At 57.9% G+C, this 26,858-nt stretch carries 21 protein-coding genes; 8 read left to right on the forward strand and 13 right to left on the reverse strand.

Going from position 1 to position 26,858, the window contains the following annotated elements:
* Window positions 1–36: 36 nt before the first annotated feature.
* The 3 genes from EJA70_RS27680 to EJA70_RS27690 form a co-directional block, all read right to left on the reverse strand.
* Entirely contained in the window at window positions 37–471 is a 435-nt protein-coding gene (locus tag EJA70_RS27680; protein WP_158835275.1) for a YqaA family protein, read from the reverse strand.
* The gene (locus EJA70_RS27685) at window positions 471–917 is read right to left on the reverse strand and encodes a DUF411 domain-containing protein (RefSeq protein ID WP_158835278.1); all 447 of its coding nucleotides are present in this window, start codon (window positions 915–917) and stop codon (window positions 471–473) included. Before EJA70_RS27685 ends, EJA70_RS27680 begins: the two co-directional genes overlap by 1 nt.
* 266 nt (window positions 918–1,183) lie before the next feature.
* Window positions 1,184–3,175, reverse strand: a complete 1,992-nt coding sequence (locus EJA70_RS27690; RefSeq protein ID WP_158835282.1) for a methyl-accepting chemotaxis protein — start codon at window positions 3,173–3,175, stop codon at window positions 1,184–1,186.
* Between the two features lie 380 nt (window positions 3,176–3,555).
* On the opposite strand from EJA70_RS27690, the gene EJA70_RS27695 reads away from it, so the two are divergent.
* Window positions 3,556–4,089, forward strand: a complete 534-nt coding sequence (locus tag EJA70_RS27695) for a hypothetical protein (RefSeq protein ID WP_158835285.1) — start codon at window positions 3,556–3,558, stop codon at window positions 4,087–4,089.
* A gap of 50 nt (window positions 4,090–4,139) precedes the next feature.
* On the opposite strand, the gene EJA70_RS27700 is transcribed toward EJA70_RS27695, so the two are convergent.
* The 6 genes from EJA70_RS27700 to EJA70_RS30895 form a co-directional block, all read right to left on the reverse strand.
* Complete coding sequence (locus tag EJA70_RS27700; protein WP_158835288.1) at window positions 4,140–5,054, reverse strand: GNAT family N-acetyltransferase; 915 nt, start codon at window positions 5,052–5,054, stop codon at window positions 4,140–4,142.
* Window positions 5,054–6,343: a phenylacetate--CoA ligase family protein gene (locus tag EJA70_RS27705; protein ID WP_158835291.1), complete on the reverse strand. Its 1,290-nt coding sequence runs from the start codon at window positions 6,341–6,343 to the stop codon at window positions 5,054–5,056. The genes EJA70_RS27700 and EJA70_RS27705 overlap by 1 nt, the downstream gene beginning before the upstream one ends.
* A 43-nt stretch (window positions 6,344–6,386) precedes the next feature.
* A complete protein-coding gene (locus EJA70_RS27710; protein WP_158835294.1) occupies window positions 6,387–8,789 on the reverse strand; it encodes an aldehyde dehydrogenase family protein in 2,403 nt (800 codons plus the stop codon).
* A gap of 1 nt (window position 8,790) precedes the next feature.
* Entirely contained in the window at window positions 8,791–9,921 is a 1,131-nt protein-coding gene (locus tag EJA70_RS27715; protein WP_158835297.1) for an acyl-protein synthase, read from the reverse strand.
* A 10-nt stretch (window positions 9,922–9,931) separates the two neighbouring features.
* A complete protein-coding gene (locus EJA70_RS27720) occupies window positions 9,932–11,179 on the reverse strand; it encodes an MFS transporter (protein WP_158835300.1) in 1,248 nt (415 codons plus the stop codon).
* A 243-nt stretch (window positions 11,180–11,422) separates the two neighbouring features.
* On the reverse strand, window positions 11,423–11,563 hold the full coding sequence (locus EJA70_RS30895) for a hypothetical protein (RefSeq protein ID WP_007918111.1): 141 nt from the start codon (window positions 11,561–11,563) through the stop codon (window positions 11,423–11,425).
* Between the two features lie 157 nt (window positions 11,564–11,720).
* Here EJA70_RS30895 and EJA70_RS27725 point away from each other — a divergent pair, with 157 nt between their 5' ends.
* On the forward strand, window positions 11,721–11,909 hold the full coding sequence (locus tag EJA70_RS27725) for a hypothetical protein (protein WP_008077621.1): 189 nt from the start codon (window positions 11,721–11,723) through the stop codon (window positions 11,907–11,909).
* A gap of 18 nt (window positions 11,910–11,927) precedes the next feature.
* Here the strand turns inward: EJA70_RS27725 and EJA70_RS27730 are convergent, their stop codons facing one another.
* Complete coding sequence (locus tag EJA70_RS27730; RefSeq protein ID WP_045122940.1) at window positions 11,928–12,302, reverse strand: fe2+ zn2+ uptake regulation protein; 375 nt, start codon at window positions 12,300–12,302, stop codon at window positions 11,928–11,930.
* A 297-nt stretch (window positions 12,303–12,599) separates the two neighbouring features.
* Here EJA70_RS27730 and EJA70_RS27735 point away from each other — a divergent pair, with 297 nt between their 5' ends.
* On the forward strand, window positions 12,600–14,945 hold the full coding sequence (locus EJA70_RS27735; protein WP_158835302.1) for an acylase: 2,346 nt from the start codon (window positions 12,600–12,602) through the stop codon (window positions 14,943–14,945).
* A gap of 56 nt (window positions 14,946–15,001) precedes the next feature.
* On the opposite strand, the gene EJA70_RS27740 is transcribed toward EJA70_RS27735, so the two are convergent.
* Window positions 15,002–16,006, reverse strand: a complete 1,005-nt coding sequence (locus EJA70_RS27740; RefSeq protein WP_158835305.1) for a FecR family protein — start codon at window positions 16,004–16,006, stop codon at window positions 15,002–15,004.
* A 152-nt stretch (window positions 16,007–16,158) separates the two neighbouring features.
* Here EJA70_RS27740 and EJA70_RS27745 point away from each other — a divergent pair, with 152 nt between their 5' ends.
* Window positions 16,159–16,428 carry a PepSY domain-containing protein gene (locus EJA70_RS27745; protein ID WP_008077864.1) on the forward strand — a complete coding sequence of 90 codons (270 nt, stop codon included), beginning with the start codon at window positions 16,159–16,161 and terminating at the stop codon, window positions 16,426–16,428.
* 61 nt (window positions 16,429–16,489) lie between these two features.
* On the opposite strand, the gene EJA70_RS27750 is transcribed toward EJA70_RS27745, so the two are convergent.
* Window positions 16,490–21,274, reverse strand: coding sequence for a dermonecrotic toxin domain-containing protein (locus EJA70_RS27750; RefSeq protein ID WP_158835308.1), 4,785 nt, complete (start codon window positions 21,272–21,274; stop codon window positions 16,490–16,492).
* 240 nt (window positions 21,275–21,514) lie between these two features.
* On the opposite strand from EJA70_RS27750, the gene EJA70_RS27755 reads away from it, so the two are divergent.
* Entirely contained in the window at window positions 21,515–22,555 is a 1,041-nt protein-coding gene (locus EJA70_RS27755; RefSeq protein WP_158835311.1) for an Ldh family oxidoreductase, read from the forward strand.
* A 343-nt stretch (window positions 22,556–22,898) separates the two neighbouring features.
* Window positions 22,899–24,458: a TerC family protein gene (locus EJA70_RS27760; RefSeq protein ID WP_158835313.1), complete on the forward strand. Its 1,560-nt coding sequence runs from the start codon at window positions 22,899–22,901 to the stop codon at window positions 24,456–24,458.
* Between the two features lie 143 nt (window positions 24,459–24,601).
* On the opposite strand, the gene EJA70_RS27765 is transcribed toward EJA70_RS27760, so the two are convergent.
* Window positions 24,602–25,054, reverse strand: coding sequence for a co-chaperone YbbN (locus tag EJA70_RS27765; protein WP_158835316.1), 453 nt, complete (start codon window positions 25,052–25,054; stop codon window positions 24,602–24,604).
* A 183-nt stretch (window positions 25,055–25,237) separates the two neighbouring features.
* On the opposite strand from EJA70_RS27765, the gene EJA70_RS27770 reads away from it, so the two are divergent.
* Together EJA70_RS27770 and EJA70_RS27775 are read left to right on the forward strand one after the other, a co-directional pair.
* Window positions 25,238–25,648 carry a hypothetical protein gene (locus EJA70_RS27770; RefSeq protein WP_158835319.1) on the forward strand — a complete coding sequence of 137 codons (411 nt, stop codon included), beginning with the start codon at window positions 25,238–25,240 and terminating at the stop codon, window positions 25,646–25,648.
* Window positions 25,649–25,993: 345 nt separating this feature from the next.
* A complete protein-coding gene (locus EJA70_RS27775; RefSeq protein ID WP_158835322.1) occupies window positions 25,994–26,842 on the forward strand; it encodes a transporter substrate-binding domain-containing protein in 849 nt (282 codons plus the stop codon).
* Window positions 26,843–26,858: the final 16 nt, after the last annotated feature.

The following is a 26,858-nucleotide window of genomic DNA, read 5'->3' on the forward strand; positions in this document are numbered from 1 at the left end:
TGACGTTAAACACAGGCAATGGGGGTAGCTGATGGTTCAACCGAGCCAGCCAAGGGTCAGCATGGCCAGCACGCCATAACGTGCACCTTTGGCAAGAGTGACAATCAGCAGGAAACGTCCGAGCGGCTCGCGCATGACCCCGGCGATCAGCGTCAGCGGGTCGCCAATGATCGGTAGCCAGCTGAGTAGCAACGACCAGTGGCCGTAACGTAGATAGTGCTTGCGCGCCTGCGCCATGTGCCTGGGGCTGACCGGAAACCAGCGCCGATCCTGGAACCGCTCGATGCCCCGGCCCAACCACCAATTGACCAGCGAACCGAGCACGTTGCCCAGGGTCGCCACCGCCAGCAAACCCCACAACCAGTAATGATCACTGACAATCAAGCCAACCAGCAACGCCTCGGACTGCAACGGCAACAATGTCGCCGCGCCGAACGCGGCCAGGAACAGCCCGTAATACGCAGCGCCCATCAATGAGCCGGGTAGTCCGCCACCACCACATCAGCGCCATCTTTCTTCAGGCCGATGACTTGATAGGCATCGCTCATGCCGTCCATTTCCATGCCCGGCGAACCCATCGGCATGCCCGGGGCGGCAACGCCCAACAGGTCATCGCGCTTGCTCAGTGCCAGCACTTGCTCAGCCGGCACATGGCCTTCGACGAATTTGCCATTGATGATAGCGGTGTGGCACGACGCCAGGCGCGGTGGCACGCCGTGTTGCTGTTTGAAGCTGGCCATGTCGCTTTCGACATGGTCTTCAACTTTGAAGCCATTGGCCTGGAGATGACTGATCCACTTTTTGCAGCAGCCGCAATTGGCGTCGCGATGGACTTCAATCGGGATCAGGTCGGCGGCCTGGGCCAGGGAGGAGATGAACAGGGCGCTCAGGGCGACCAGACGCAGAGAGGTTCGCATGACGGGATCTCGACTCGGTTGGCGGTCAAAAAGGAGCGTATTTTGACCGGTTTTTCCTGTCCGGCATCAACGGAGTGTTTCCAGTTGCTACAAGACAGGCTGGCGGGATGATCGTAGATCAACCCTGACAAAACCCTGAGCGCAAGATGACAAATCGGTAAGGTACCACCCTGTAGGAGCTGCCGCAGGCTGCGATCTGTTGATGTTGATCTTTTAAAATCCAGATCAACAGATCGCAGCCTGCGGCAGCTCCTACAGGGTTTAGGTTAGCGGACTTTGAAGCGGCCCATGATCGCGCTGACGCGGCTGTTGGCTTCGAGCAACTGGCGGGTGTTGAGTTCGCTGGCCTGGCCGCTCTGCACCAGTTCGTCGACCATGTGGCGGATCTGCACCATGCTGCGGTTGATCTCCTCGGTCACGGCGCTTTGCTGTTCGGCGGCGGTGGCGATTTGCGTGCTGAGGCTGTTGATGTGGCTGACCGAACCGGCCATTTCATCCAGGCCCGAATTGACTCGTGCCGTGGCGTCGGCCGCCGACTGGCAACTGGCCTGAGTGTTCTCCATGGCCGCGACCGAGGAACTCACGCCTTGGGTCAGGCGGGTCAGCATCTCGTTGATTTCCGAGGTACTGGCCTGGGTCCGGGCGGCGAGGGCGCGCACTTCATCAGCGACCACGGCAAAGCCGCGACCCTGCTCACCGGCGCGCGCGGCTTCAATCGCCGCGTTAAGCGCGAGCAAGTTGGTCTGGCCGGCAATCGCACCGATCACGCCGAGAATCTCGGTAATGCGCTGGGCGTCCTGCTGCATGTTTTCAACTTTGTGCGTCGCGCTGGCCACTTCGTCGATCAGCGCCACCACGCTGTTGGTTGCTTCGCCGACGACAACCCGCGAGCGGTCGGCGTTTTCGTTGGCGCGCTGAGTGAACGCTGCGGTTTCGGCGGCGTTTTGCGCAACGCTGTCTGCCGTCGAGCTCATCTCGGTGATGGCGGTAACGGTCTGATCGGTTTCCGAAGCATGACGCAGCAGAATCTGGCTGGTGTGTGCCGAGGTGCGTTGCAGGTTGTCGAGGCTCGACGCCATGGCGCCAGTGGCCTGGGTGACTTCGCCAATCATGTTTTGCAGGTAGGTGATAAAGGTGTTGATCGAGTGGCCGATCGCGCCGAGTTCATCTTCAGCGCGAATGGTGATGCGTTTAGTCAGGTCGGCATCGCCGCTGGAGAGCAGGTCGATATTGGCCTTCAGCGCTTTCATGCGCTGGATCAACTGGCGGATTGCGTAGACTTGCAGCAGCACCAGCAGAATCACTAGCGGAATCTGCAACAGACTCAGGGTGCTGAGTACATCGTCACGCTGCGCGGTGAGCATCTTGGTCGGCAGGGCGGTGGCGAGGAACCAGGGCGTGCCTTCGATCGGGCGCATGAAAAAGGTGCTGTCCTGACCGTTATTGTCGAACTCGACGCGTTGTGCCTGCTCGCGATTTTGCAGGCCGGTTTTGATCTGGCTGGCGAAGGTCGAGCTGCCGGCCAGTTCACTGATGTTCTTCAGTACGATCGGGCCGCTGATGCGCGAGCTGTTGCTGATGATCTTGCCGTCGGCCTCGACGATGAGCATCTCGGCGTTGAGGTCTTTTTCCTTGCGGGCGACCAGGTCGTTGAAGAAGCCGAGGGTCACGTCAATGGTCGACACGCCCCAGGCACTGCCATTTTTCTGGATCGCCATTGCGCAGTTGGTGCGCGGCTCGGCGCTGGCGTCGTCTTTATAGGCGGCGGCCCAGGCGCACTGACCGCGTGGCGTGGCCATGCCGCCCTTGTACCAGCTCTGGTCGTAATAGTTGGGCGCTGCGTCGCTGTTCCAGAAGGTGTTCACCGCCAGCTTGCCCGAGGCGTCGCGGTGCCAGAAGGTGCTGAATTTATTGCGCCCGGCTTCACGCTGGCCCGGCAATGGCCAGATCCCGCCACCAAAAACCTTCAGCTCACCGTACTGATCCACCAGCCCCGGCAATACCGTGTCGATCGCGGCACTGTCGAGCAGCGGGATGGTCTGGGTGATGCTGCGTTGTTGTGACTGAACCTTGTTCAGTTCCCCCTGAATCTGTTCGGCGACTTCGGCTATGCGGTTGAGCACCACTTGCTCTTCGGTGTGCCGCAATTTGGGCGCGACCAGTTGGCTGATACCGACCACCGTCAGCACCGACAGCAGCAGGATGAACAGAACCAGAAACAGGGTGTAACGAGCCTGAATGGTACGGAATGCGGGCATGGAAACCGGTCCTTGTGCTGCGATTCTTATTGTGGATTCGAGAGGGAAAACGCTGTGGGCTTTTATACGTATCGTCGGTGCCGGGGGAAGCTTTAGGTACTTTCGTGCAAGAAAACATATTGTCGACCGATGGAAAGTATCGAAAATCTTACAAGTGACTTATTGACTGTCGGGTTAGAGCAGAAGTACTAGACGAGGTATTTTGGTTGGAGGCTCTATAGCAATGCTTTCAGAGATTTTTCCGGTGTTCTGCAAATGTATCTGAATTGTAAAAAATCGATAAAAGCAGTTGGTGCCATTACTTTGCCCGTCGATACTTTCGTGCACTAAAACAGGTCAAAAAGGACATTTCCCATGTTGGCTTTACAAGGAGCAGAGTCATGACGATCGGTTACACCGGAGGTTGGCAGGCCAAAGGTGGCTTGTTGGTCAAGGACACCAGCTCTCGTGGCCAGGCGGTTTCGCAGAATGCCAAGGTCAAGCAGATGCTGGCACTGGTTGGCAATGACCCGAGCGTGCTTAATACCCTCGAGATGGACAAGCAGAAGCTGCACAAGAACATCAAAGGTTTCGACCCGGAAAACGTGTCGGCGAAACAGTTGGGTAATCTGAGTACGTTTTTGCGCAGTAAGGGCCTTATTTCTGATTTGACGGCGATGACGCTGCTCAATGCGGGCGACAAGTTCGACCGTTTTGGTGTGCAGAAGGAACCGGACGCCAAGTTCAATGCGCTGGAGTATTTCGCCACGCAACTGGATACCATCCAGACCAACAATATCAAGGGTGACAAATACGCCAATGGCTTGATCCCGGAGTACAAGAAAGCCATTTACGTGCTACAGAACCTCAAGACCTATGGCATGGGCAATGGCCAGACGGCGCCGACGGACCAGGGTATCCGCGCCAAAGCATAAGACCCGACGATGGCCCGTATGCCTGCGCTACGGGCCATTTTTGCGTTCCGTCATCCCGCGATATTGTGCTGGGCCTCTTCATGCAGGCGCTGCATGAGTGGGCATTGCAGTTGCAATGTTCTTCGACTGAAGCCTCGGTGGAACAGCGCGAGCCAACCACGATAGTCACCGTTGCCGGGGGCCAGCCCGGTGAATATGAAACCGATGGCGGCCAACCTGCTCAGGTCATGGGCAAATCGCCGGGACAGCCTGAGCCGGATTGACACCAGCCAATGTGCAGGCAAGTCGCGCAACTGTTTGAGCAAGCCATGGCCGAGTGTCTTCAGCACCATGTCATAACGATTGGCCTGTTGATCGATTTGAATCGCTGCGCCGCGCCAGTGAAAAGTGCGCTCCTGCGTTCCAAACACGCTGCTCAAATGTTGCATGAAATCCGCGCAACTCGCGGGCCAGCGCTGCTGTGGCAGAGGGCAACGATTGCCGTCAACGGGGCGGACCCCGATGACGATCGTTTCCGGCCCAGACTCGCCGAACGGTGAAGGGACATAGTCTGGCAATAGCCCGGTACTTTGAAAGCCAAGGTTGATCGCCATACGCTGCGTATAGGGATGGTGAGTCACCTGTTTGATCGATACATAGCGACAACCCAGTGCCTGAGCATGAGTCAATAATCGCTCGCCCAGGCGAGTCGCAATATTTTGACCGCGGGTTTGCGGGTGAACGACGCTCAACGCCAGTTCGGCGTTGTGCGCCGTAATGTCGCGTAACAGCGTAGCGTGCCCGAGTATCTGTTCATCCACCTCTGCGACTAAAGAATGCCAGCGGTTGTCAGTATGATTCTGGCTGATCATGCGTGGCAGATAGACATGCGGTTGAATGTAGCGGTCACCGTACACTTGGCGAAACAGCTGGCTGACAGCTGCCGCATCGGATTGGCGATAATTGCGCAAGATCAGTGGCTCCATCACGTGTACTCCATCGCACCAGGGCCATAGTCGCGCCGGTCGAGGAACCGCAGGCATTTGCCTGAGCGCGGGTGACGTTGCAGATCGTCTGTCCGGCAGCACTGCACCTGCAGATCCAGACGCTGATCGGCCTGCAGTTGATCGATCAGCGGGTACTGTTTGATCAGGGCGAGTTGAAGGGTTCGCTCGTCGTTGGTGCAGGCACGGGAAAATTCGCGCGGTACCCATTTCAGGGTCAATACATCCTTGTGAACCCTCTGCTCGATCACCAGTTGCCAGTCATCGCAACCGACCGAGTGCTGGACGATTTCGTCGATTTCGACAGGGCTCAGGGACAGCGTACCGACCCGTACCCGCTGGCTGTTGGCGCTGCGCCCCTTGAGCGCAAATTTGCGCATCGCTGTTCCGGCGGGCTCCCGCCAACAGGCGCGATCACCCACGGGATAACGAATCAACGGCATCAATCGGCGCGTGAGGTTGGTCAACACCAGCATGCCCGTGCGATCGCAGTCGTCAATGACTTCCCCCGATTGCTCGTCAATGATTTCCAGCACGGCGTGAGCGTCCGGCATGCGATGTTCGCCGTCTGCGCAGTCACGGTGGCTGGCGCCAATAAATCCCGCGTCGACGCTGGCGTAGCCGATGGAAGTGATCCGGGCAGTGGGGAATACCTGGCTGAGCATCTGGCGTTGCGAGGCAAACAGGCTTTCTCCGCCGTACAGTATCGTGTCGACGCCGTTGAGAGCTTGGCCCCGGCGGTTCAACAGGCTGGCGAAGGTCAGCAAATGCGCGGGTACGCCAGCGAGTACGTTGATTCGGTGGCGAACAATGGCTTGCGCCAGGACTTCGGCATCGACGTCACCGGTGAAAGGGAACTCGCTGATATCCTCGGCCACGTTTGCCAAGGCGCCGTGGATGAACAGAAAACTTGCATACAGGTCTCCGGCAAAGAACAGATTGGCAACCCGGTCACCGGGTTTGAATTGTGGCGTCAGGCTCTTGCCGAAGTCGCTGACCAGTGTTCGCCATTCCTCGCGGGTATAGACAGACAGTTTGCCGGCGCTGGTTGATCCGCCGGTCTTGAAAATCAATGCCTGCTCGATCGGCCCGGTCAATACAGGCCATTGATCAAGGTTGTCGCTGTGACGCCAATATTCGGCCGGGTCGAGCACTGGCAGTTCGCTGAGCAACGTCATAGGCGCGGCCGCGCCCGAAAGGTGTTGGCAGTAAAAATCGGAATGCCGATGAGCGAAGGTGATCAACTCATTCAGAGGGTGGTTAATGGTCACGGTTTTTTCTCTAATTATTGTCAAGGGTGATCTGCGTCGCGCGTCATCGCCGCGAATCAATCAGAAGGGCCGTTTTGCCGCTGTGTCTGTTTCGCGTGAACTGTTCGATCGCACAGACTTCAACGTCTATAATCAACAGCCCGCTTGCATTGGCGGTCGCCAACGTTGCGTAGTTCGACAGTCGCGCTCGAACATCAGTGGGCGCGTGTTCGCAGCGCACACGCATGCGCTCGACACCCTCGGGTGTGTGGTCGAGCAGCAGTTGGAAAGGGCATTGCAGGTGCTCGGCCAATTCATTCAAACAGATGAAGTCGGTGCCGATGCGGATCAACTTGCCGTGGCGCTGCAACAGTTGGAATCGCGGGGCGGGCAGGCCACAGGTGCAGGAACCGGGTACCCAGCGACCGCTATCGCCCACGTCGTAACGTTCAACGCGCTGACCTTCCCGGCCACTGGAGGTGAACAACAGTCGACCGATCTCATTGCCGATGACAGGGGTGTCCTCATCGAACGCGACGATTTCCAGTTGCTGAATATCGCTCATCAGATGAAACACGCCGTCCCCGCTTGCTTTGCAGGCGTGGCCCAGCGGGCCGGCGTCGACGCTGCCATAAATCGCCGAACGGATGCTGGAGACGCCGCAACTGTGCAGTAATTCGCGACTGTGTTCGCTGAGATGTTCACCGCCCAGAAATACCTTGCTGATAGCGCCGTAGGCGCACAGTCGTTCATGCTCGTTGAGAAACAGTCGATGCAGGGTACTCGGCATGCCCATCAGCACCGTCACCCGCTGGTCAATGATCATCTGCGCGATTTCACGGTAGTCTTCATCGGCGGTGGTACCCATTGGCAAATGCGTCACGCCCATCAATTCCAGGACTTTGGCGAAGCTGAAAAAGCCGCCGTACAGCCCACCACTGAAGAACAGATTCATCACCCGATCGCAGGTCGGATCGAGTCCGGCGGCCAATAATCCGTCAGCAGTGGCGCGCATCTGGCGCTCAAAGTCGCGGTAGCTGTAGCCCGACAGTATCGGGGTGCCGCTGCTACCTCCCGAGCGGAAAAACAGCCGGGCTGCCGGTTGTACCGGTTGGTTGATAAACGCCTCTTTGCTCATGATCGGTCGATTGCCGGGGGGCGCAAACGTGGTGGGGCCGTCGAGGGTGGCGTGAAAGGGCAGCGTGGTCGCGGACAAACTGACTGACACGCGTCGACACAATCGCTGTAGCGCGTAGGCGCCGTCATGGGGTTCACCGTCATAGCCGTCGTGGATGCCGTTGATCGGGGCAATGCGTGTGACGCCGGCACTGATCAGTGATTGCGCAAGCGCTGCGGTCTGCAGTTCGTTGCAGATCAGCGCGCAGCTCTGCAAGACGTTGCGCCAGGTGTGCAAGGTCTGGGTGAGTAATGCGCGAGGCACGGGTTTGAGCAGTACGCTGCGAAACAATGGCGAGGGCCTGAGTTGCCGGTCATGCGCCCAGATCACTCGCCAGCCCGGTGCTTTCCAGACATGGCCGATTTGTCCGGAAAAACTCTGTGCCAACCGCATCATCTGGGTATCGGTGGTGATCTGCGAAGCTTCTTGCAGCGTCGGGACCAGCGCGGGCCACTGCCCGCTACGGCGTTCGAACGCCGCCGCCAGGCGTGCGCCGATGTCGCGCAGAACATCCGCGTTATCACTGTCTACCAGTAGCCATTGCGGGCTGGAGCAGGCTTGCTGATCGAGGCGGCAAACTTCATCCGCCACCGCCTCCAGCGCCTGCGTGTTGGCGGCATCGGGCGTCATGTAGACGAAGCTGATGCGATGCCCCCAATCGATCCAGCGACATCCAGCCGGAATTTGCCGGCGGATAGCCTGCAGGGCCGATTCCCCACCCCAGGCAGCCACCCCGTTGGCGTGTTTGCACAGCCGGGCGATATGCTCGGTGCTGACCGGTATTACCGCGATGTAGTGCGCCAGTTGTCCACTTGGATCGCACTGCACGAATGCCTGGAGCAACCGCGCGGTCAGCCCCTGATCACTGCTGCTGGGACGCAACCAATTGATATTGCCGGCCAGCAGGCTTTCAAGCACCGCACAGAATGCCAACAGCGGCGCGTTGGATGGCGTGATGTGCACCACCAGCCCAAGGGGGCTCCAGCGTTCAAAGCGGGGTTGGCAATAATCAAAACGCCGCAACGAATCAGGACGGTCGCCCAGTTCGCGTTCAAGCTTGGTGCGTAATGCATCGGGATGGCAGAAGTCAATCAATGCCTGGCGTTGTTCGGCCTCCAGTTCCACCGTCAAAGACGTTTCGTGCAGGTGTTCAGCGAACTGTGCGGCGGCGTCGATCACCTTTGCACTTGTCAGTGCTGTGCCCAGATACTGCGGAAGCTGTGTGTATAGAAGGCCCAGCGCTTCGTCGAAATGAATGTCGGTGCGCAGATTCCCTTCAATCAAGTACATATCAATGCCCTCCGAGCAGTTCGGCTGCCGCCATGGCACAGCTTCTACCGGTGTCAGTACCTGCACGACCGTGCAGCTCGAACCAGTCGCTGGTCAGACCGCAACCGCAGTGCTGACCGGGATGTAATGTCGCCAGGTCACTCATCACCACCGCATGCGCAGGGCTGGACGAGATGTAGGGCGAGACGAACCCCAGAAGCCCTTTCTGACCGTAAGGCAAAACGGAAAAATCTGCACGATTGCGCACGTACGCTTTCGAATAGACCGGCACGTGAAAATGATGGCGGGCACATTCTATGTAAGGCACGGGGTGCTCCACCGCGCCGTAGCCATCGCGACAGGACGCCGTTTCAATGCCCAATTGCTGGTGAATGCGGGCATACAGTGTTGATTTGGGGATTTGTCGTGCCGCCTGGGTTTTCCAGCCTCCACCGAAAAACACCAGCGACCGTGCCGGCAACTGGACATCGGCCACCCCTGTGTCGCGCATTCGTTCGAGGGCCTGCCATAAAAAAGCCGGAAAACCGAAAATTCGCACCGGCAGGCCTTCTTCGGCGAAGGACTGCAACGCGGCAATCACTCCGAACACGTCGAACTCATGCCCGTCTCCGGTGAGGCGCAGTCCGTAAACCAGGCGATTGATGGGGGCAAATCGACAGAGAAACTGGTCGGTGTACGACGTCCCCAGGGTGATTCGGCCTTCAGGTTCGTAGCTCAGCAGCAGGTAATTGCAGGGGGTATCTGGGGTATTCCAGTGGTAATGATCGAAAATGCGTTCGACCATGAACTGCGCGGCGGCCATGCTCCGGTTGTCATAGCGCAGACGGCTTTTCTCGCCGGTGGTGCCGGAAGAGGTGAGCTCGAGTGCATCCTTCCCGGCGCTGCTCGACAGCAGTCGTTGCTTGAAGAAGTTGGCAAAGATCGGAGGCAACAGCGACCAGTCCTTCATCTGCTCCAGGTCTTGTATGGCGAGACCGTTAGCGTTCAGCCAGCGTTCGTAGTCGGGGGTATGTTGGCAATGAAACCGGCTGATTTCGGCCATGGCCTGGTCAAACAGACCGTCAGGTACTGAATCCGGGCAATAGGGGTGCGGTAACGCGCAAAGCGCATCACTGAAAGGGAAACAGGTCATCAATATTCCTTTATCGAGATTGAGTTCCGGGGGTGTCGGTACCCTTCAAGAACCCGTAGAGGAACGGCAGGCACAGCAGACCGCCGAAGGCTGCCCAGAGCGCGAAGTGCTCAAGGCGAGTGCCGCCGCCGTTAGCCGCAATGACAAGGCCGCCAGCGCCCATCACGGCAATCGAGAGCATGCCGATGGTGGCGCTGACCAGGCCTTTGCCGTCATCACTTGCAAACAGTGCCAAGCGAAAAAGTGCGGCGTTGCTGATGCCCAGCCCGACGCAGTACAGCGCCAGGCTGGCAACCACTGGCCCAGTGTCAGTGGTCAGCAATGCGCAGGCGATGAGCCCTGCAAGACCGATGCAGAATGGCCACAGGGCAAGACGAATCAAGCTGGAAAGGGTGTGGTTGACGAGCAAGCGGGCCAATATCAGATTGCCGGCGATGACGCCCGAAAAGATCGGAATTTGCCACAGGCCATAGGCTCGCGGAGTCAGGCCCTGCAGCTGAATCAGCAATAAAGGCGAGAGCCCGATCCAGGCAATCAATGGCAGGCTCATCAGACCGAGTGCGAGGCTTGCGCAGAGGAATCGGCGATTGCTCAGCAGCGCCCCATAACGTTGACACGTTTGCCGCCAGCACAGAGCGGCTGGCGCCAGTTGCTGGCCATCACGGCGCGCCACGCCCACTGTTTCCGGCATGCAGGCGTACAGTCCGAGCCAGATACCGGCTGCCGCCAGACCCAGGCTGTAGAACAGCTCTCTCCAGGTCAGCCATTCCAGCAACAGACTGCCGAGCAACGGCCCCAGCAACGGTGACAGCAGCGCGACGTTACCGAGCAACGCCATCAGGCGCACGGCATCGGCTTCGCAGAACACTTCTTGCAGGGCTGGATAGCTGACCGCCACGACGAAGCCCAGCCCCATGCCCTGGATCAGGCGCAGCAGGTTGAATGTTTCAATATGCCGCGTCGTGACGGCGGCGATGCAGGCGACACTGAACAGCGCGCACCCGCTCAAGAGCAAGCGTCGACGCCCCAGTCGATCAGAGAGCGGGCCAATCAGCCATTGCAGGCAGACACCGCCGATCAGGTAGAGATTGAACGCATTCGGAACGTGCCGTGGATCGGCTTCAAACTCATCTGTTATGGCCAGCATTGCCGGCATGATCATGTCACTGGCCAGATAGGTCAGCAGCTCGAACCCTGTTAGGGCCAGACAGAAACCAATGAGTTTTGCAGGCCGGATATTGATTAATGTTCTCTGCATGGACGTCCTTGTTAGCAAGTCGAAAAAGCTTGCTGGAGACTAGGTGCAGAGGCTCAGAGAGCCTAACGGTTTGCTGCGACATTAAATTTCAAATGCTTGCAGCGTATTTAACCTGGTTGAACGGCGGCGTTGCGCAGAAACAGAAATGCCCGCGCAGAGGCGGGCATTGGGAGGAGGTGGATCGGCGGTCTATTCCTCGCCTCAGGCATTCAATGGCTTGGAGGCGGGGCGAACAATCCTGTTCTATCGATGTTGGTAATAGCCAGGGCCACCCTGGTAATAACGATGGTGATCGTCGTGCCAGCCGCCGTGGGGGAAGATGATGCAGCCACTCAGGGTCAGCAGGGCGAGAACGGGAATCAGCCAGGTGATTCGACGCAGCATTTCAAAAATCCTCATGGTTAAGCCGTCATGAAGCCAAAACTCTTCATCGGCTGTAACATGAGACCCCGTTTGTTGCAGCGCATCCCCGTGAAACGGTATGCGCATGGCATGCAAACGGATACAAACCAGATACATTCAAACGTTTCAGGAACCCGCAATGACCCACAAGCAACGCTTGATTTATTCGATTGTGATCGCCGTGTCCGTGCTGCTGATCATGCTCGGCCTGTCCTGGCTGCAAAACGCGGGAATGATCACCGAGAAAATGTTCCAGTACATCGCCATCGGGGTTGCAGTGGTCGTGGTGATTATCAATGCCGTGCTGCGCCGCAAGGTCAAATCCTGACGGCAATCGCAGCAGGTTTTACTCGGTGAGAAGGGCCGCGGCCTGTGGATGCAGGCTGTAGCTCTTGTCCGCATTGAACGTAATGACGCCTTCGGCGCACAGGCGCTTGAGGACTTCGCGCACACTGAGAAACGACAGCGGGATGTCCAGGTCCAGCAACTGGCTGTGCACACCGCGAACGCCCAGACGACGGTCGGTTTGTGCCGCGACCAGCAAGGCATCGATGACTTTCAGGCGAATCAGGCTGGTGCGCAGACCGAAACTTTTCAGCAGCAACCGGATACGTTCGTTGCCGTGACGTTCCACGCGTTGTCCGAAATCGCTCGCGTGCGGGCTCATGGAAGCTCCTTGTGGCGCCTGGCTACCTTCCGTTGGTAGTTGCGAGTTGTACATGCGATTACTCCTTTTCAGGGCCTGATCGGCAAAGGTTTTTTTGCTCTCTCTAAACAAGACGTTTCAGCTCGACAAATCATGAAAGAAAAAATGTAGAAAATTCGTCGCCATTTCGTCTTTTCCACGTTTTCACGGCTCGAGAATGCCCTTTATCGGGCTAAATTTTTTTCTCCGGTTTCGTTTCTTGGACAGGCTCATTGCGCGTGGACGCGTGGGTGTTTCCAGAGCGGATCCGCAGCCGTCCCATTCGCGTGGCAAGGTCAGATCCGCTCCTCGGTATTTCGATCAGGAGCGAGCGTGATTATTTCCAGGCAGTTAACACGGCTGACCCTTGCCAGTATGTTTTTCGGACTGAGTCTGTCGGCGCATGCCTTCAGTCCAGCCTCTGAGGCCCATGCCGATATCCGCCGCACCGGTTTTGGTGTTCCGCACATCCGTGCAGAAAATGAGCGTGGCCTGGGTTTTGGCATCGGCTACGCCTACGCACAGGACAACCTTTGCCTGCTGGCCAATGAGATCGTTACGGTCAATGGCCAGCGTTCACGTTATTTCGGCCCCGATCAGTTCACCGTTGAAGAGCGCGAGAATCGCGTCAGTGATGTGTTCTTCACATGGCTCAATACCCCTGAGGCCGTCCAGACGTTCTGGCAGGCGCAAACCGCTCAGGTGCGTGATCTGGTCGAGGGTTATGCCGCCGGCTACAACCGTTATCTCGCCGAGCGTCGCCAGCAAGGCTTGCCGCAGCAGTGCCAGGGCGAATGGGTGCGCGATATCGCCCCAGAGGATCTGGTGAAGCTGACCCGGCGTCTGCTGGTGGAAGGTGGCGTTGGCCAGTTTGCCGAAGCCTTGGCGGGCGCCACGCCGCCGCAAGCCACCGCGCGCGTCGAGCACGACAACCACGCTTACCAGTTGGCCGACGCGCGTCGGCAGCGTTTTGCCCTGGACCGTGGCAGCAACGCGGTGGCCGTGGGCAGCGAGCGCTCATTCAATGGCCGTGGCATGTTGTTGGCAAATCCGCATTTCCCGTGGGTGGGCGGCATGCGTTTTTATCAGATGCACCTGACCATCCCCGGCAAACTCGACGTCATGGGCGCCGCATTGCCCGGCTTGCCGATGATCAATATCGGCTTCAACCAGCATCTGGCGTGGACGCACACCGTCGACTCGTCCAAGCACTTCACGCTGTATCGCCTTCAGCTTGATCCGAAAGACCCGACACGCTATCTGCTGGACGGTCAGTCGCTGCCGATGAGCAAGCAGACCGTGACTGTGCAGGTCAAACAGGCCGACGGCCAAGTGGTGCCGGTGGCGCGTGAGGTCTATAGCTCGCAGTTCGGCCCGATTGTGCAGTGGCCGGGCAAGCTCGACTGGGATAACCAGTTTGCTTACAGCCTGCGTGATGCCAATCTCGACAACGACCGTGTGCTGAAGCAGTGGTACGCGATGAATCAGGCCACCAGTCTCAAGGACTTGCAGGATTCGGTGCACAAGATTCAGGGTATTCCCTGGGTCAATACCCTGGCCGTGGATGACCAGGGGCAGACGCTGTACATGAATCTGTCGGTGGTGCCGAATGTCAGCGTCGACAAGCTGGCCAAATGCAGTGACCCGCGTGCCGGTTTGCAGATGATCGTGCTGGACGGCGCCAACAGCGCCTGCGCCTGGGACATTGATCCGCAAGCGGCGCAGAAGGGCATTTATGCCGCCAGTCAATTACCGCAATTGCTGCGCAAGGACTTTGTCCAGCACTCCAACGATTCCGCGTGGCTGGCCAACCCGGCGCAACCATTGACGGGTTTCTCGCCGCTGATCAGTCAGCAAGGCCAACCGCTGGGATTACGCTCCCGGTTCGCCCTTGACCGCTTGGGTCAACTGAGCAAAAAAGGCTCGCTGGCGGTGCAGGACCTGCAACAAATGGTCATGGACGATCAGGTGTATCTGGCGACACTGGTGGTACCGGATCTGCTGAAGTTTTGCGCGGCTGACCTGGGCGCCGACGCAGCGACATTGAAGCCTGTGTGCGCCAGCCTCAAAGCCTGGGATGGTCGGGCAAACCTCGATTCGGGCCTGGGCCTGGTGCATTTCCAGCACATCATGCAGGCGCTGCAGGAATCGCCGGATATCTGGAGCGTCGCCTTCGATCCGAACGACGCGCAACATACCCCGCGCGGTCTGGCGGTCAAGCAACCGGCCGTGGCACAGGCACTGCGCGACGCGATGCTGGCTTCTGCCGAGTCGACCGGCAAAATGGGCCTCAAGGCGCAAACGCGCTGGGGTGATATCCAGGTGGTCAGCAGTGGTGGCCAACAGACGCCTATCCACGGCGGGCCGGGGACGTTAGGTATTTACAACGCGATTCAAAGTGTTCCGCGCGAGGATGGCAAGCTTGAGGTGGTCAGTGGCACCAGCTACCTGCAAGTCGTGACGTTCGATGAAAAAGGACCGCATGCGCAGGGGCTGCTGGCGTTCTCGCTGTCCAGTGATCCAGCGTCGAAATACTCGCGTGACCAGACCGAAGCATTTTCGAAGAAGCAGTGGAGTGTGTTGCCGTTTACCGAGCAGCAGATCCAGGCTGACCCGCAGTATCAGGTGCAGACGGTCGGCGAGACCGTGGACAAGGCAGGGAAAGTCGCGGCGCAATAACTGGATTGTTTCTACAGCAAGACCCGAGGGCCGCATCCCGCTAAAGGATGTGGCCTTCAGTTTTTTACCGGTTTTTGTGGCAACGAGTTGATGACCGGGTTGCCTTCCTTGTTGCGTGTCAGATAGACCGGCAGCACTTTGGGCAGGGAATTCACCAGATTGTGCAGCTCTTTGATGTTGTAGACGCCGCCAACCCGAATCGAGCCGGTACTGGTGTCGGCGAGCATCAACGGATTGTTCAGGTAACGGTTGATCAGCGGCAGCGCTTCATTGAGGGCCAGATTGTCCAGCACCAGTTTGCCACTGCGCCAGGCCAACGCTGTGTCGTTGGCGTAGGTCTGGCTGATCTGCGGCATGTAATCACCGTGCCTGTAACGGGCCTGCATCGACGGCCCGAGGCGCAAGCCATCGCCCGGCAGTGTGGCATCGCTGGTCACCAGTACCGAACCTTCAATCAGGTTCACCCGCACCTGATCTTCATACAACCAGACGTTGAACCGCGTACCGGTCACGCGAATCTGGCCTTCGCCTGCACGAACGATAAACGGGTGGGTCAGATCGTGGCTGACGGTGAAGAACGCTTCGCCTTTTTTCAGCGTGACACGACGTTCATTCTTGTAGTTGCTGAAGGTCAGATCCGTATTGAGGTTCAATTCAAGTTGGCTGCCGTCACTCAGGGTCACCTGACGCACCGCATCAGTGGCGGCGAAATGCTGATAGCTGTTGGGCAACCAGCCGAGATTCCAGCCGGTGTACGCCGCCAGTGGCAGCGCAAGCGCACAGACACCGGCAGCTACCGCATATTGACGCCATGGACGGGAACGCTGGCTGCCTGGCAGCACGACAGGCGCAGGTTCCGGGCGCGGCAGATGCTCGGCAACGTCCCAGATTTCCAGCATGGCCTCATACTCGAACGCATGCAGGGGGTGAGCGGCATGCCATTGTTCGAATGCGCGACGCTCTTCGTCCGTGCAGTCGGCGGCGTGCAGACGCATGCACCAATGCGCGGCGGCATCAGTGATCGCATCGTATTCGGCTTCCGATAGAGTGTCTTGGGTCATTGACTCGTCCTGATTTCGCACATTCTAACCTTGAGGGGAAGTTGCCGAGAACATCAGTCATGGCAATTAACCATCAAAGTGGAACTTATTTTTCGCTCTGACGCCCAAAAAGCAGGACGCCACTGACTACTATCCATAAATGGAGTGAAAAAATGATCAAAAGAACCTTCGCCGCCGTGATTGCCACTGCCACGTTGCTCAGTGCGGGGGCTGCATGGGCGGACAAGCCAGGTGCTGGCTGGATTACCATTGAAAAAGCCATCGAAACCGTCAAGACCAAGGCCGGTTACGTTGAAGTCTATGAAATCGAAGCCGACAACAATGGCTACTGGAAGGGCGAAGGGCGCAAGGCTGATGGCGTGGTCTACGAATTTCGCATCGATGGCGCTTCCGGCAATATCTTGAGGGATCAGAAGGACTGATCCGCGCTTCAAACCAACCAGCACATGCGCAGGCCAGGCCTGCGCATTTTTTTTGCCTGGGCTACGGCGAAACAGCCGGCACCGGATCGAGCTGCCTGCCCATCTCGCAAATCAGAAAGGCAATCGAATCGGCATTGCGCAAGATCGTCTCAATTCGCGGATAAGGCGTCTGTTGATCGAGGAATGCGTCGCGTGCCGCCGCCAGTGTGGGGCTCAGTGTCGCGTCGAGAATTTCCTTGCTGACATTGGACATTTCCGCGATCTGATCGAACCCGATCCACGATTGACGCTTGTCGCTCCAGCGGGAAAACAACTCTTGTCGCGGGGTCGCCAGGGACAGCGCCTCACGCTGGAAAGCCTGCTGGGAGTTTTTCATCGCCGCGCCCTGGCCGGTAATCGTTTCAATCAGATCGGTAAACGGTCGTCGTGCTTCCAGCGAGGCAATGTCGACGGCATTGCAACGTTGATGAGCGAATTCATGGATCAGAATGGACGCCTGGGCATGCCCGTCGACATTGAAAGGTTCGGTCAGCGAAGACTTGTACCAATCCAGTTGTTGGGCGAAGAATTTCTCGGTGAAATGCACCTTGCGATGCTCGTCATCATCGAGCACAAACGCGATCAGGTTGGCCTCGGGATATTTGTTCGAGCCGATGATGAAACGATCGGTGTTCATCAGATCTTCCGCAGGATCCACCAGCGCCGTACAGACGGGGACGATCGCGTTTTTCACTTTGCCGAGAAGCGTGCTGTCGACGGTGTTTACATCAAAAAACGCCTTGAGGAAACGATCCAGACGCGTTCCGGGAAGGTCCCTTTTCAACTGTGCCAGATTGTGCAGACTGTTGAACGCATAGTAGCGGGCCATATCGACGGCCTGGACCAACATGCGCGCCTTGTCCGGGTGTTTGGCGCGAATATCCTCCATACCGTGTGCTTCGATGTTCAGCACCAGTCGGCGTTCGCGGTCGGTCGCATACCGGTTGTACATTTTCGACATGGCCTTGCCGTAGTGGATGGTGTGCCGGTCCGGGTCCAGCACCAGTTGCGTGGCGGTTTTATGCAAACTGGGACCATAGGTTCGGTCGTTAACCATTCGCCACACAACACCTGGTTTGTCGACACGGTAAACCTTGCCGGCAATGGCCGCGTAGGTGCGTCTGTCGTGGGTATTGAGGTAAGTCCCGCTTTCGGCGTCATGGCGCAGTTCGGACAATGTGACGGTTGTGGATTCGAACCATTGCAACTCGGTGCGTGACGGTGCCGTCGGATTTATCTGGGCGCGATGGACGGGCGCTGGAGAGATTTGCCGGGGCTGCGACGCGCTCTCCGCAGCGGTTTCAGCGGATTCCTCCATCGATAGACGACCCATGCTGATCATTTGCAGAGCGCCGGCGATAAACGCCTTCAGCGCGCGTTTCCAGTGATGATCCTGCAAGGCTTCGGCGGAGTCCTTGAAGTCTTTGTAGCTTTGCCAGAGAAATGCCACGTAGGCGAGTTTGCCCGGCAACAGGCCGGAGATCAGTTTGATGCCATCGCTGAAGAGGTTTTTGGCCGCCTCCCAATCCGCTTGGGCAGTACGTTGCACTTGACTGGCGAGCAGGTGCGGCAAGAGGGCGATGTTGTCCTGGTACAAACGGGACAGGAAATGCTTGTCGATAACATTGACCGATAGCGTCATTTCGCTGGCTTCGCCGACGCTCGACGCTAATAAACCGCGCAACGATGCTTGCTGATGTTCGGGCGAGCGTCTAATCAGCAAATCCTGCAGTGAGCCCGGCGTATTCAGCGCGCTGATCAGATCGGTCTCGCTGGCGAATTCGCGAAACGCCTCCTCGGCATAGGGTGTGTAGAGCACGGTTGGGCCAGGTCGCGAAGCGTCGATCACGTACATTGCCAGTGTTTCGACCGGTGCAGCGCCGGGCGTCTTGATCAATGCAAGCGGCGATACGCGCGCATGAGCACCCTCGACGCTGGCGCGTGCCTTGCCATCCGGCATGTCCAGCACCTGGCTGATCAGGTCGTAGGCCTGCTCGGACAAGCGCTGTTGCAGTTTCAATGCGTGGGCATGTTGCAGCAGTTGCCAGGGAACTTGTCGTAAGAAACGCTGCTTTCGCACAGCGGCCTGTGGGGTGTTTTGCGAAAGCGTGTCAGTCACCGTCTTGGCGTAGACAGTCGGGATGGCGAGGGACAAGAGCATCTGGCGGACAGCCTGTTGATCCAGGCTGGCCGGTAATGCCTGCGAGGTGCTTGAAGCCACTTTGAAGCCAGTGCCCTGGGCGATGTTGACGTGGTTCAAGGCGAATTCGACCAGGTTGCGTGCCGGCCCGACGAGCGTCAGATCAGGGGTGATTTCGATCTGTAGCGGGTCCAGATGACGCCCCGCAAATCGAGCTTCCAGCAACGATTGCAGCGTCTCGCGTACATAGCGGGCCAGGGGGGCAATACCGTGCAGGTAGTCCTTGTTATCGATAACGCTGTTGCGCCATTGCTCCAGCAGTTCGAGGTGGCGTTGTTGCTCGGCAAGCGGCGCCATGCCCAGCCATGCCGGAAGTAATTGTTGTTGCCGGATGGCCTGGGCAAGGTCGGAGGCACGCTGCAGATTGGTTTCGAGCAGATTGTTTCTCAGAGCAGACAGTGCCTGAGTCATCTGTGCATGATCCGGCAGGCGCTTGCGCAGTTGTTCGGCACGAGCGAGATAGAGCTCGATCGCCGATTGCATGCAGGCATCCAGCACATTGTCTTCGATCAACTGCAACGGCCCTAACGAGTATCGGCGGTGGAGCATTTGTGGATAGGCGCGCAGGTTCTCCAGCAACGCCAGTCGTTGAACACTGTCCTGAAGTCGCTGGTTCAATGCTTTTCGAGCACTGACAATGCTGTCGAATGCCTGAAGTCCCAGCGCGGGTGTCCACAGTATCACCCGGCCGGAGTGCTCCGTATCGAGTCCGCCGCGCTCAGTCAGAAGAACACACTGATCGAGAGGCAATGGGTTGTTCTCCCCGGACACATTCACCGTCAGGGACCAGGCGTCCGGGCGAAAACCGTTGAGGGAACGTCGATCCTTGCGTGTCGGCTGGTCTGCATTGAACACCGCATCGACAATTGCCCGCTGGGGGCGTTGCAGCGTGCCGTGGATGACCCTGAGTTCTGCTTCGCCACAAACACCCACGAACAGTGCATGCGCCAGCCTTCCTTTCATGTTCTCCAGATAGGCCCGCTGATCAGTCGCGGGCGACAACGGCTGGGCAGCGAATTCGGCGGCCAGAAGGGTTTTGACGTCGTCGAACGATTTGATCGCAATCGTGGTTTTGTCGGCCAGTACCTGCGAGGGTTGCTGATGTCCGAGCAGTATCGGGCGGGTGCTCCAGCGTTCGAAACTGTCGAGCGTCAGCAACTGCTCGTGGAGCATCGTGCGGATATCCAGCGCCTTGTCGCAAAGGGCATGTGCGTCCACGGCGCCATCGCTGTGGCGAAACACCTGCAACACGTAGTCGACGTTACGCCGTTGTTTGGTCAGGATGAGTTCAAACAATACTTTGAAAATCTCGCCGGAAATGACTTCGCCTGTTACCTGCGGGTGATCGAAACCGATGAAACGGTTGCGTTCCTCCAGATTCAATAGCCCGTACAGTTCGTCCTCGTGTCCGGCCCGCTTGAACTTGCTCAGCAGGGTTTGCTTGAGATCCGGGTAATCCCTGAGTACTTGCAGGCCGTGGGTCGGTGTGTACAGGTAGGCGTTGGTGTGGCTGATCATCAACGAGCCCGCCAGTTCGACGTAGTTGGCCTGGTACTCCCACATGCGCACGGTCTCGATGGTGGGCAGACGAGAGACTGACGGCAGCGGTTCTATCATGGCGTGCAAGGTCGTGAACTGTGCAGCATCAATGATGTTGGTTTCTCGTTTGAGCAACAGGTCGGCGCGGGCCTGATCTTCAAGTGCCTGCGCGAAAAAATCGCGACGCGTGGAACCCTCTGCGCAAGGCGACTGCCAGTACATTACAAGGCGCTCGAACAACAGCACGGTAAGTTTTCCGGCAGCGCTGATGACGGCATTCTCCCAGTGCGCCTGATCTGTCACTGCCGGCGGTTGCGCTGGATTGGAATACTCATGCAGTGAGCCTTGCGGCCATCTTCCGTGTCGGTAATACATCAGCAGGGCGTCGCTCAGGCTCATGGCGTCGAGCCAGTGTCGGGTCATATCGAGATCAGGACTGAGATAAAAACTGACGCGCGTGTGACGCTGTTGCATCCCAGGGAATGCGTCTTGAAGCGACGCTTGCAGGACGTGCTCGATCATTGAAGCGAGGGAGGGGAGTTGCTGCAGTTCAGCCAGCATCGCTTGCGCGTTTACCTGCTGGGCTTGAGTGATGCCTGCTCGCTGGTCGTCGAATATATCGTCGCCGATGCTTTGAAAACTGATCTGAAGGTCATCGGCTTCCAGCAACTGCCGGCGTTGACTGATCGGCAGGAACGCCAATAAACGTTCGGCCATGCCCGGCGTATCGAGGCGTTTCTTCAACTGCTCCTTGAGGTCGGTGCGGCTGTGGTGCTTTTTGATACCTTCATAAGGTGTGTAGAGAATCTCGCCGCCGTCATCCGGGGTCGCACCGAGGGTGAAACAGCCGGCCAATGGCACGGCGGGGAGGCCTGTGGCGCTGAGCAGGATGCGCTGCGCCAGCATCGGCGGGATCTGCTGGCTACGTAGCGTTTGGGTGGCCAGTTGGGTGTGGGCCAGCCAGTCGAATTCCCTGCGCGACAAGCCATGCGTTCGCCCAAGCTCATTCCAGAGACCGGGCGATTTCAGGGCTTCGGGAAACAGTAACGGAGAAACAGCTGCAGACATGATCGAGTCTCGACGGGGCGCGTTGCAGCGCCGATAGATAGAGGCTCTAGGTTATGAGTCGCAGGGGGCCGGCAGGTGGTACATAGTTACCGCACGCAGACGGGCGCAATGTGCCAATCTGTGACGCCGTTGCCCCGGCCTGTCGTGTTCGAGGGTTGACACGTTGGCTTGGCGGCGTGATTAATCGGATCGCGAGTTCGTACGCTGTTGTTCCCTCCAATAATTAATCTGGAGCTTCAGATGTCTGCGCCATCCGATCCTGTGTCGTCTGCTGTCTCATCAACGCTGTCGCTGGCGGCGTTGACGCAACTGCTTGAAACGATTTTTCTGCGCCACGGTACGTCTGCCGCCGTCGCCCGATCGCTGGCCGCCAATTGCGCGGGGGCCGAACGTGACGGTGCTCACAGCCATGGCGTGTTCCGCATTCCCGGTTATGTGTCGACCCTCAACAGCGGCTGGGTCAACGGGCAGGCAGTGCCGCAGGTCGAAGATGTCGCCTCGGGGTTTGTGCGGGTCGACGCTGCTAACGGCTTTGCCCAGCCAGCACTGGAGGCGGCACGGCCATTGTTGGTGGAAAAGGCCCGCAGTGCCGGCATCGCGGTTCTGGCCATTCGCAACTCGCATCATTTCGCCGCGCTGTGGCCGGACGTTGAACCTTTCGCCGAAGAAGGTCTGGTGGCCCTGAGTGTGGTCAACAGCATGACCTGCGTGGTGCCGCATGGTGCCGACCGGCCGCTGTTCGGCACCAATCCGATCGCTTTCGCCGCGCCACGGGCGGGGGCTGCGCCGATTGTCTTCGATCTGGCTACGAGTGCCATTGCCCATGGCGATGTGCAGATTGCCGCGCGTAAAGGTGAGCGTCTGCCGGCCGGGATGGGTGTCGACAGCCTTGGTCAGCCGACGCAGGACCCGAAGGCGATTCTGGAGGGCGGTGCGTTGCTGCCGTTCGGCGGTCACAAGGGCTCGGCCCTGTCGATGATGGTTGAGTTGTTGGCGGCAGCGCTGACGGGGGGCAATTTCTCTTTCGAATTCGACTGGAACAATCATCCCGGCGCGAAAACCCCGTGGACCGGTCAATTGCTGATCGTGATCGATCCGAGCAAAGCCGCCGGGCAGAGTTTTGCCGAGCGCAGTCATGAATTGGTGCGGCAGATGCACGGCGTCGGGCTCAAGCGCCTGCCGGGTGATCGTCGGCATTTGCAGCGGGAAAAATCTCTGGAGCAAGGGATTGTGCTGGAGGCGAAAACTTTGGAACAACTTCAGCACCTGGCAGGATTTTAAGCGATTCACTCGGGTGAAAATGGCTGCCGGGCGGAAGGCGGCAGCCAGCCTTTGAGGGGGATTGCCGAGGCGTTCCTACAGATTTTGAAATAATTTGTGGCTGGGGAAATGCCTGCGAGTGCCTGTACGCTTCAAGGCCTTTTTCCATTCAGGACTTGCATGAACACCCTCTCGGAGCCTCCCAGTTTTCCGTTTTCCCTGCGCCATGGCGCGGTCTTGACGCACTCGCAGCATCCAGTTTTCCGACTCCCGACCATCGTAGACAACGCAGCCTCAGAGCTTTCGCGTTGCACTTTGCCGTGTCCGGCAGCCTGACTTCACTGAAGAGAGATCGAGACATTTTATGGAATGGTTAGCGGATCCCACGGCCTGGCTTGGCCTTTTGACACTGATCGTGCTGGAGTTGGTGCTGGGCATCGACAACCTGGTGTTCATCGCGATTCTGGCGGACAAACTGCCTCCGCATCAGCGTGACCGCGCGCGGATCATTGGCTTGTCGCTGGCACTGATCATGCGCCTGGGCCTGTTGGCGAGTATTTCCTGGCTGGTGACGCTCACTCAGCCGTTGTTTGAAGTGTTCGACAAGAGCTTTTCCGGCCGTGACCTGATCATGCTGTTTGGTGGCGTGTTCCTGTTGTTCAAGGCCACCATGGAATTGCATGAGCGTCTGGAGGGGCATGTCGGCGAGCGTTCGAGTAACACGGCGTATGCGCTGTTCTGGCCGATCGTGGCGCAGATTGTGGTACTCGACGCGGTGTTCTCGCTGGACGCGGTCATTACTGCTGTGGGCATGGTCGATGAACTGGCGGTGATGATGATCGCGGTGATCATTTCCATCGGCCTGATGATCGTCGCGAGCAAGCCATTGACGCGCTTCGTCAATGCGCACCCGACCGTGATCATGCTGTGTCTGGGCTTTTTGATGATGATCGGTTTCGCCTTGACGGCCGAAGGCCTGGGCTTCCACATCCCGAAAGGTTATCTGTACGCGGCGATTGGTTTCTCGATCCTGATCGAAGTGTTCAACCAGATCGCCAGGGCCCGACGCAAGCGCTCCATGCAGGGTTTGCGGCCGATGCGCGAGCGTACGGCGCATGCGGTGATGCGTTTGCTGGGCGGCCGCAAGTTGGCCGTGGAGGAGGTCGGCGAAGAGATTTCCGACCTGTTGGATAATGGCGACGCACCGATCGCGGAGCTGTTCGACCGACGCGAGCGGGTAATGATCAGTGGTGTACTGCAATTGGCCGAACGGCCGATTCGGGCACTGATGACCGTGCGCGCCGATGTCGACTGCATTGATCTGGCAGACGATGCTGAGAGCATTCGCACGAAGTTGATGCACTCGTCCTACTCACGTCTGCCGCTGATTCGTGATGGCGCGGTGGATGAGCCGTTGGGCTTCGTGCACAAAAAGGAGTTGCTCAAGGAATACCTGGCCGGCGAAGAGCCGAATCTGGAACACCTTGCACGCCAGACGATCAATCTGCTCGACAGTTATTCGATCCTCAACGCGCTGGAGCAAATGCGTGCGGCCTCAACCCACATTGCCTTCGTGGTCAATGAATTCGGTGACTTTGTCGGCGTTTTGACCATGACCGACATTCTCGAATCGATTGCCGGCGAGCTGCCTGATGCCAGCGAAATCGAAGGCCCGGATGTGATCGAGGAGCACGGCGGGTTCATGGTCAGCGGCGCGCTGAACCTGATGCGAGTTCGGCAGCGTACCGGGTTCGGCGCAGAGCCGACCGAGGATTACCAGACGTTGGCCGGGTTGGTGATGAGCTTGCTCGATCGATTGCCGATTGTGGGCGATCGGCTGGACTACGAGGAATGGCAAATGACCGTGGTCAAGGTCGAAGAGCGGCGCGTGACACGGGTATTGCTGACCCAAAACCAACCCTGAACCACATACCCCTGTAGGAGCTGCCGCAGGCTGCGATCTTTTGATCCTGGCGTTTTCAAGAACAAGATCAAAAGATCGCAGCCTGCGGCAGCTCCTACAGGTGGAAGGTGCCGTCCTCTACCAGCGACGCGCGATACAGAGGGTCACGCGATTTTCGCACCACTCGGCACATTTCGCCGGCCAGCAGTTCGGGGGAGGGTGCACAGAGTGCGCAGCGTACTGCGTAGCCAGGTCAGATCATGCGTAGGCTTTTGGTGCACGGTACGGGCATTGGTCTTGCCGATGTGCCTGGCGAAATCCTCACTTAATGTTTCTTCACTGGCGAAGCCTTTGAGTTTCTTCAGCAGTTTGCCGTCCTGGTAGAACAGCACCGTCGGGGTTCCAGTGACAAGTGGGTGACGAGGTGTTTCGCGAGTGTTGAGCATATAGATGGCGGCGCGATGCCGAAAAGGTTCGGCTACCTGGCGAAAGACCGGACTTGCCCACTCACACGCAGGACAATCTTCATTCGCGAAGTAGAAAATCACCGGGCGCCAGGTTTTCAAGGCTTTGCGGTAGACCGGGGCCAGATCTGCACGTGAAGTCATCGTGTTCATCCGGATAGCCTCAATAACCGTTGATGTCTGCAGACCTTACAAGTAAGGACTCAGGCAAATCTACTGTCAGATATGACAGGTGTGCAGATGCGTTTTTGAGTATTGAATCAATGGGCCGCTTCCGAAGCTGCATTGATAGGCAATGACGCATGGAAGCGTCTATTCGTTGACAGGAGTTACACAATGCAAACAGATAACCTGATCCCAAATGGCGATTTTTCTCAAGGCGATAAGGAGTGGCGGATCTACTTTAGTCCTGGCAGCCCGGCGTGGGCTGAGATCCGCGACGGTTACTGTCATGTAAAGGAAGGTGCAGCGGCTGAGCAAACCCTGGAGCTGGCTGCTGGTACGTACTATTTTTCTTTCGAGTGTTTGTTTCCGGAAGCATCAAAAAGTTACGTTAATCTTGCATTGGAAATGTCCGGTTTGCGCAAGCAAATTGATGTGAGGACCGGGCCCGACTATCTGCCCTACGCAATGACATTTGAAGTTGCTGCTCAGCAATCAGGCGGCCCGGATTTGTTTAGCTTGGCGCTGAGGGGCAATCAGGTGGGCGGGAAATATCGTAATGTCCGACTGATCTCGATTGATTGACCATTGGCCCAAAAAGACTTCGTCTGGGAGCTGATAGTGCTCCCACGGCGTTGAAGTTTATCCCTGTAGCGTGTGAAATTTTACCCGCCCAATTCAAGCATCAGATTGATGCACATGTGCCCTGATGTGTCACCGAAATCAGAAAATGTAGCTAAATGTAGCGCTGGTATCTAAGCGTTCACGTTAGGCATTTTTTCCACCTGCTTCCATCCCTCTGATTCACATCACATTTCATATTCTCCAGGACGTCCGCCCATTCCTGTGGCACACTTTCTGCTGTCTATTCCGTAGTAACAAACCGTGTTCCGGTATAGCGGAATAAACACAAATCCTGGAGTGCTTGCCATGCATCGCCGACCTTCCTTGTTCAAAGCGTGTGTTTTTGTTCTTGCGGCTTCTTCCACTGTCATCGGGCTCGCTCAGGCAGCCGACAGTAAGCTCGACAGCGTGCTGGCCCGTGGCAAATTGATCGTGGGCACCGGGAGCACCAATGCGCCATGGCATTTCCAGGGCGCGGATGGCAAGTTGCAGGGATTTGATATCGACATCGCGCGCATCGTCGCCAAAGGCCTGTTCAACGACCCGAGCAAGGTCGAGTTCGTGGTGCAGTCGTCCGATGCGCGGATTCCCAATCTGCTGACCGACAAGGTCGACATGAGCTGCCAGTTCATCACCGTCACCGCCAGCCGCGCGCAGCAAGTGGCGTTCACGCTGCCGTACTATCGCGAAGGCGTCGGTCTGTTGCTGCCAAACAACAGCAAGTACAAGGAAATCGAAGACCTGCAAGCCGCTGGCGACAGCGTCACCGTAGCCGTGCTGCAAAACGTCTACGCCGAAGAACTGGTGCACCAGGCATTGCCGAAAGCCAAGGTTGACCAGTACGACAGCGTCGACCTGATGTATCAGGCGGTGAACTCCGGTCGCGCCGATGCCGCCGCCACCGACCAGTCCTCGGTCAAATACCTGATGGTGCAGAACCCTGGCCGTTATCGCAGCCCGACTTACGCCTGGAGCCCGCAAACCTATGCCTGCGCCGTCAAGCGTGGCGATCAGGACTGGCTGAACTTCGTCAACACCGCGTTGCATGAAGCCATGACCGGGGTTGAATTTCCGACTTATGCGGCGTCGTTCAAGCAATGGTTCGGTGTTGATTTGCCATCGCCCGCGATCGGTTTCCCCGTCGAATTCAAATGATCCCGTGAGAGTGGGG

Source organism: Pseudomonas sp. PB103, assembly GCF_009764635.1.
GTDB lineage: Bacteria > Pseudomonadota > Gammaproteobacteria > Pseudomonadales > Pseudomonadaceae > Aquipseudomonas.

Excerpts from the sequence above, each read along its gene's own strand:
- EJA70_RS27720 (WP_158835300.1), bottom strand. The coding sequence starts at position 11,179 with ATGCAGAGAACATTAATCAATATCCGGCCTGCAAAACTCATTGGTTTC.
- EJA70_RS27700 (WP_158835288.1), bottom strand. The coding sequence starts at position 5,054 with ATGGAGCCACTGATCTTGCGCAATTATCGCCAATCCGATGCGGCAGCT.
- EJA70_RS27685 (WP_158835278.1), bottom strand. The coding sequence starts at position 917 with ATGCGAACCTCTCTGCGTCTGGTCGCCCTGAGCGCCCTGTTCATCTCC.
- EJA70_RS30895 (WP_007918111.1), bottom strand. The coding sequence starts at position 11,563 with ATGCTGCGTCGAATCACCTGGCTGATTCCCGTTCTCGCCCTGCTGACC.
- EJA70_RS27775 (WP_158835322.1), top strand. The coding sequence starts at position 25,994 with ATGCATCGCCGACCTTCCTTGTTCAAAGCGTGTGTTTTTGTTCTTGCG.
- EJA70_RS27725 (WP_008077621.1), top strand. The coding sequence starts at position 11,721 with ATGACCCACAAGCAACGCTTGATTTATTCGATTGTGATCGCCGTGTCC.
- EJA70_RS27710 (WP_158835294.1), bottom strand. The coding sequence starts at position 8,789 with ATGTACTTGATTGAAGGGAATCTGCGCACCGACATTCATTTCGACGAA.
- EJA70_RS27770 (WP_158835319.1), top strand. The coding sequence starts at position 25,238 with ATGCAAACAGATAACCTGATCCCAAATGGCGATTTTTCTCAAGGCGAT.
- EJA70_RS27680 (WP_158835275.1), bottom strand. The coding sequence starts at position 471 with ATGGGCGCTGCGTATTACGGGCTGTTCCTGGCCGCGTTCGGCGCGGCG.
- EJA70_RS27695 (WP_158835285.1), top strand. The coding sequence starts at position 3,556 with ATGACGATCGGTTACACCGGAGGTTGGCAGGCCAAAGGTGGCTTGTTG.
- EJA70_RS27715 (WP_158835297.1), bottom strand. The coding sequence starts at position 9,921 with ATGACCTGTTTCCCTTTCAGTGATGCGCTTTGCGCGTTACCGCACCCC.
- EJA70_RS27690 (WP_158835282.1), bottom strand. The coding sequence starts at position 3,175 with ATGCCCGCATTCCGTACCATTCAGGCTCGTTACACCCTGTTTCTGGTT.
- EJA70_RS27750 (WP_158835308.1), bottom strand. The coding sequence starts at position 21,274 with ATGTCTGCAGCTGTTTCTCCGTTACTGTTTCCCGAAGCCCTGAAATCG.
- EJA70_RS27730 (WP_045122940.1), bottom strand. The coding sequence starts at position 12,302 with ATGTACAACTCGCAACTACCAACGGAAGGTAGCCAGGCGCCACAAGGA.
- EJA70_RS27755 (WP_158835311.1), top strand. The coding sequence starts at position 21,515 with ATGTCTGCGCCATCCGATCCTGTGTCGTCTGCTGTCTCATCAACGCTG.
- EJA70_RS27740 (WP_158835305.1), bottom strand. The coding sequence starts at position 16,006 with ATGACCCAAGACACTCTATCGGAAGCCGAATACGATGCGATCACTGAT.
- EJA70_RS27760 (WP_158835313.1), top strand. The coding sequence starts at position 22,899 with ATGGAATGGTTAGCGGATCCCACGGCCTGGCTTGGCCTTTTGACACTG.
- EJA70_RS27765 (WP_158835316.1), bottom strand. The coding sequence starts at position 25,054 with ATGAACACGATGACTTCACGTGCAGATCTGGCCCCGGTCTACCGCAAA.
- EJA70_RS27745 (WP_008077864.1), top strand. The coding sequence starts at position 16,159 with ATGATCAAAAGAACCTTCGCCGCCGTGATTGCCACTGCCACGTTGCTC.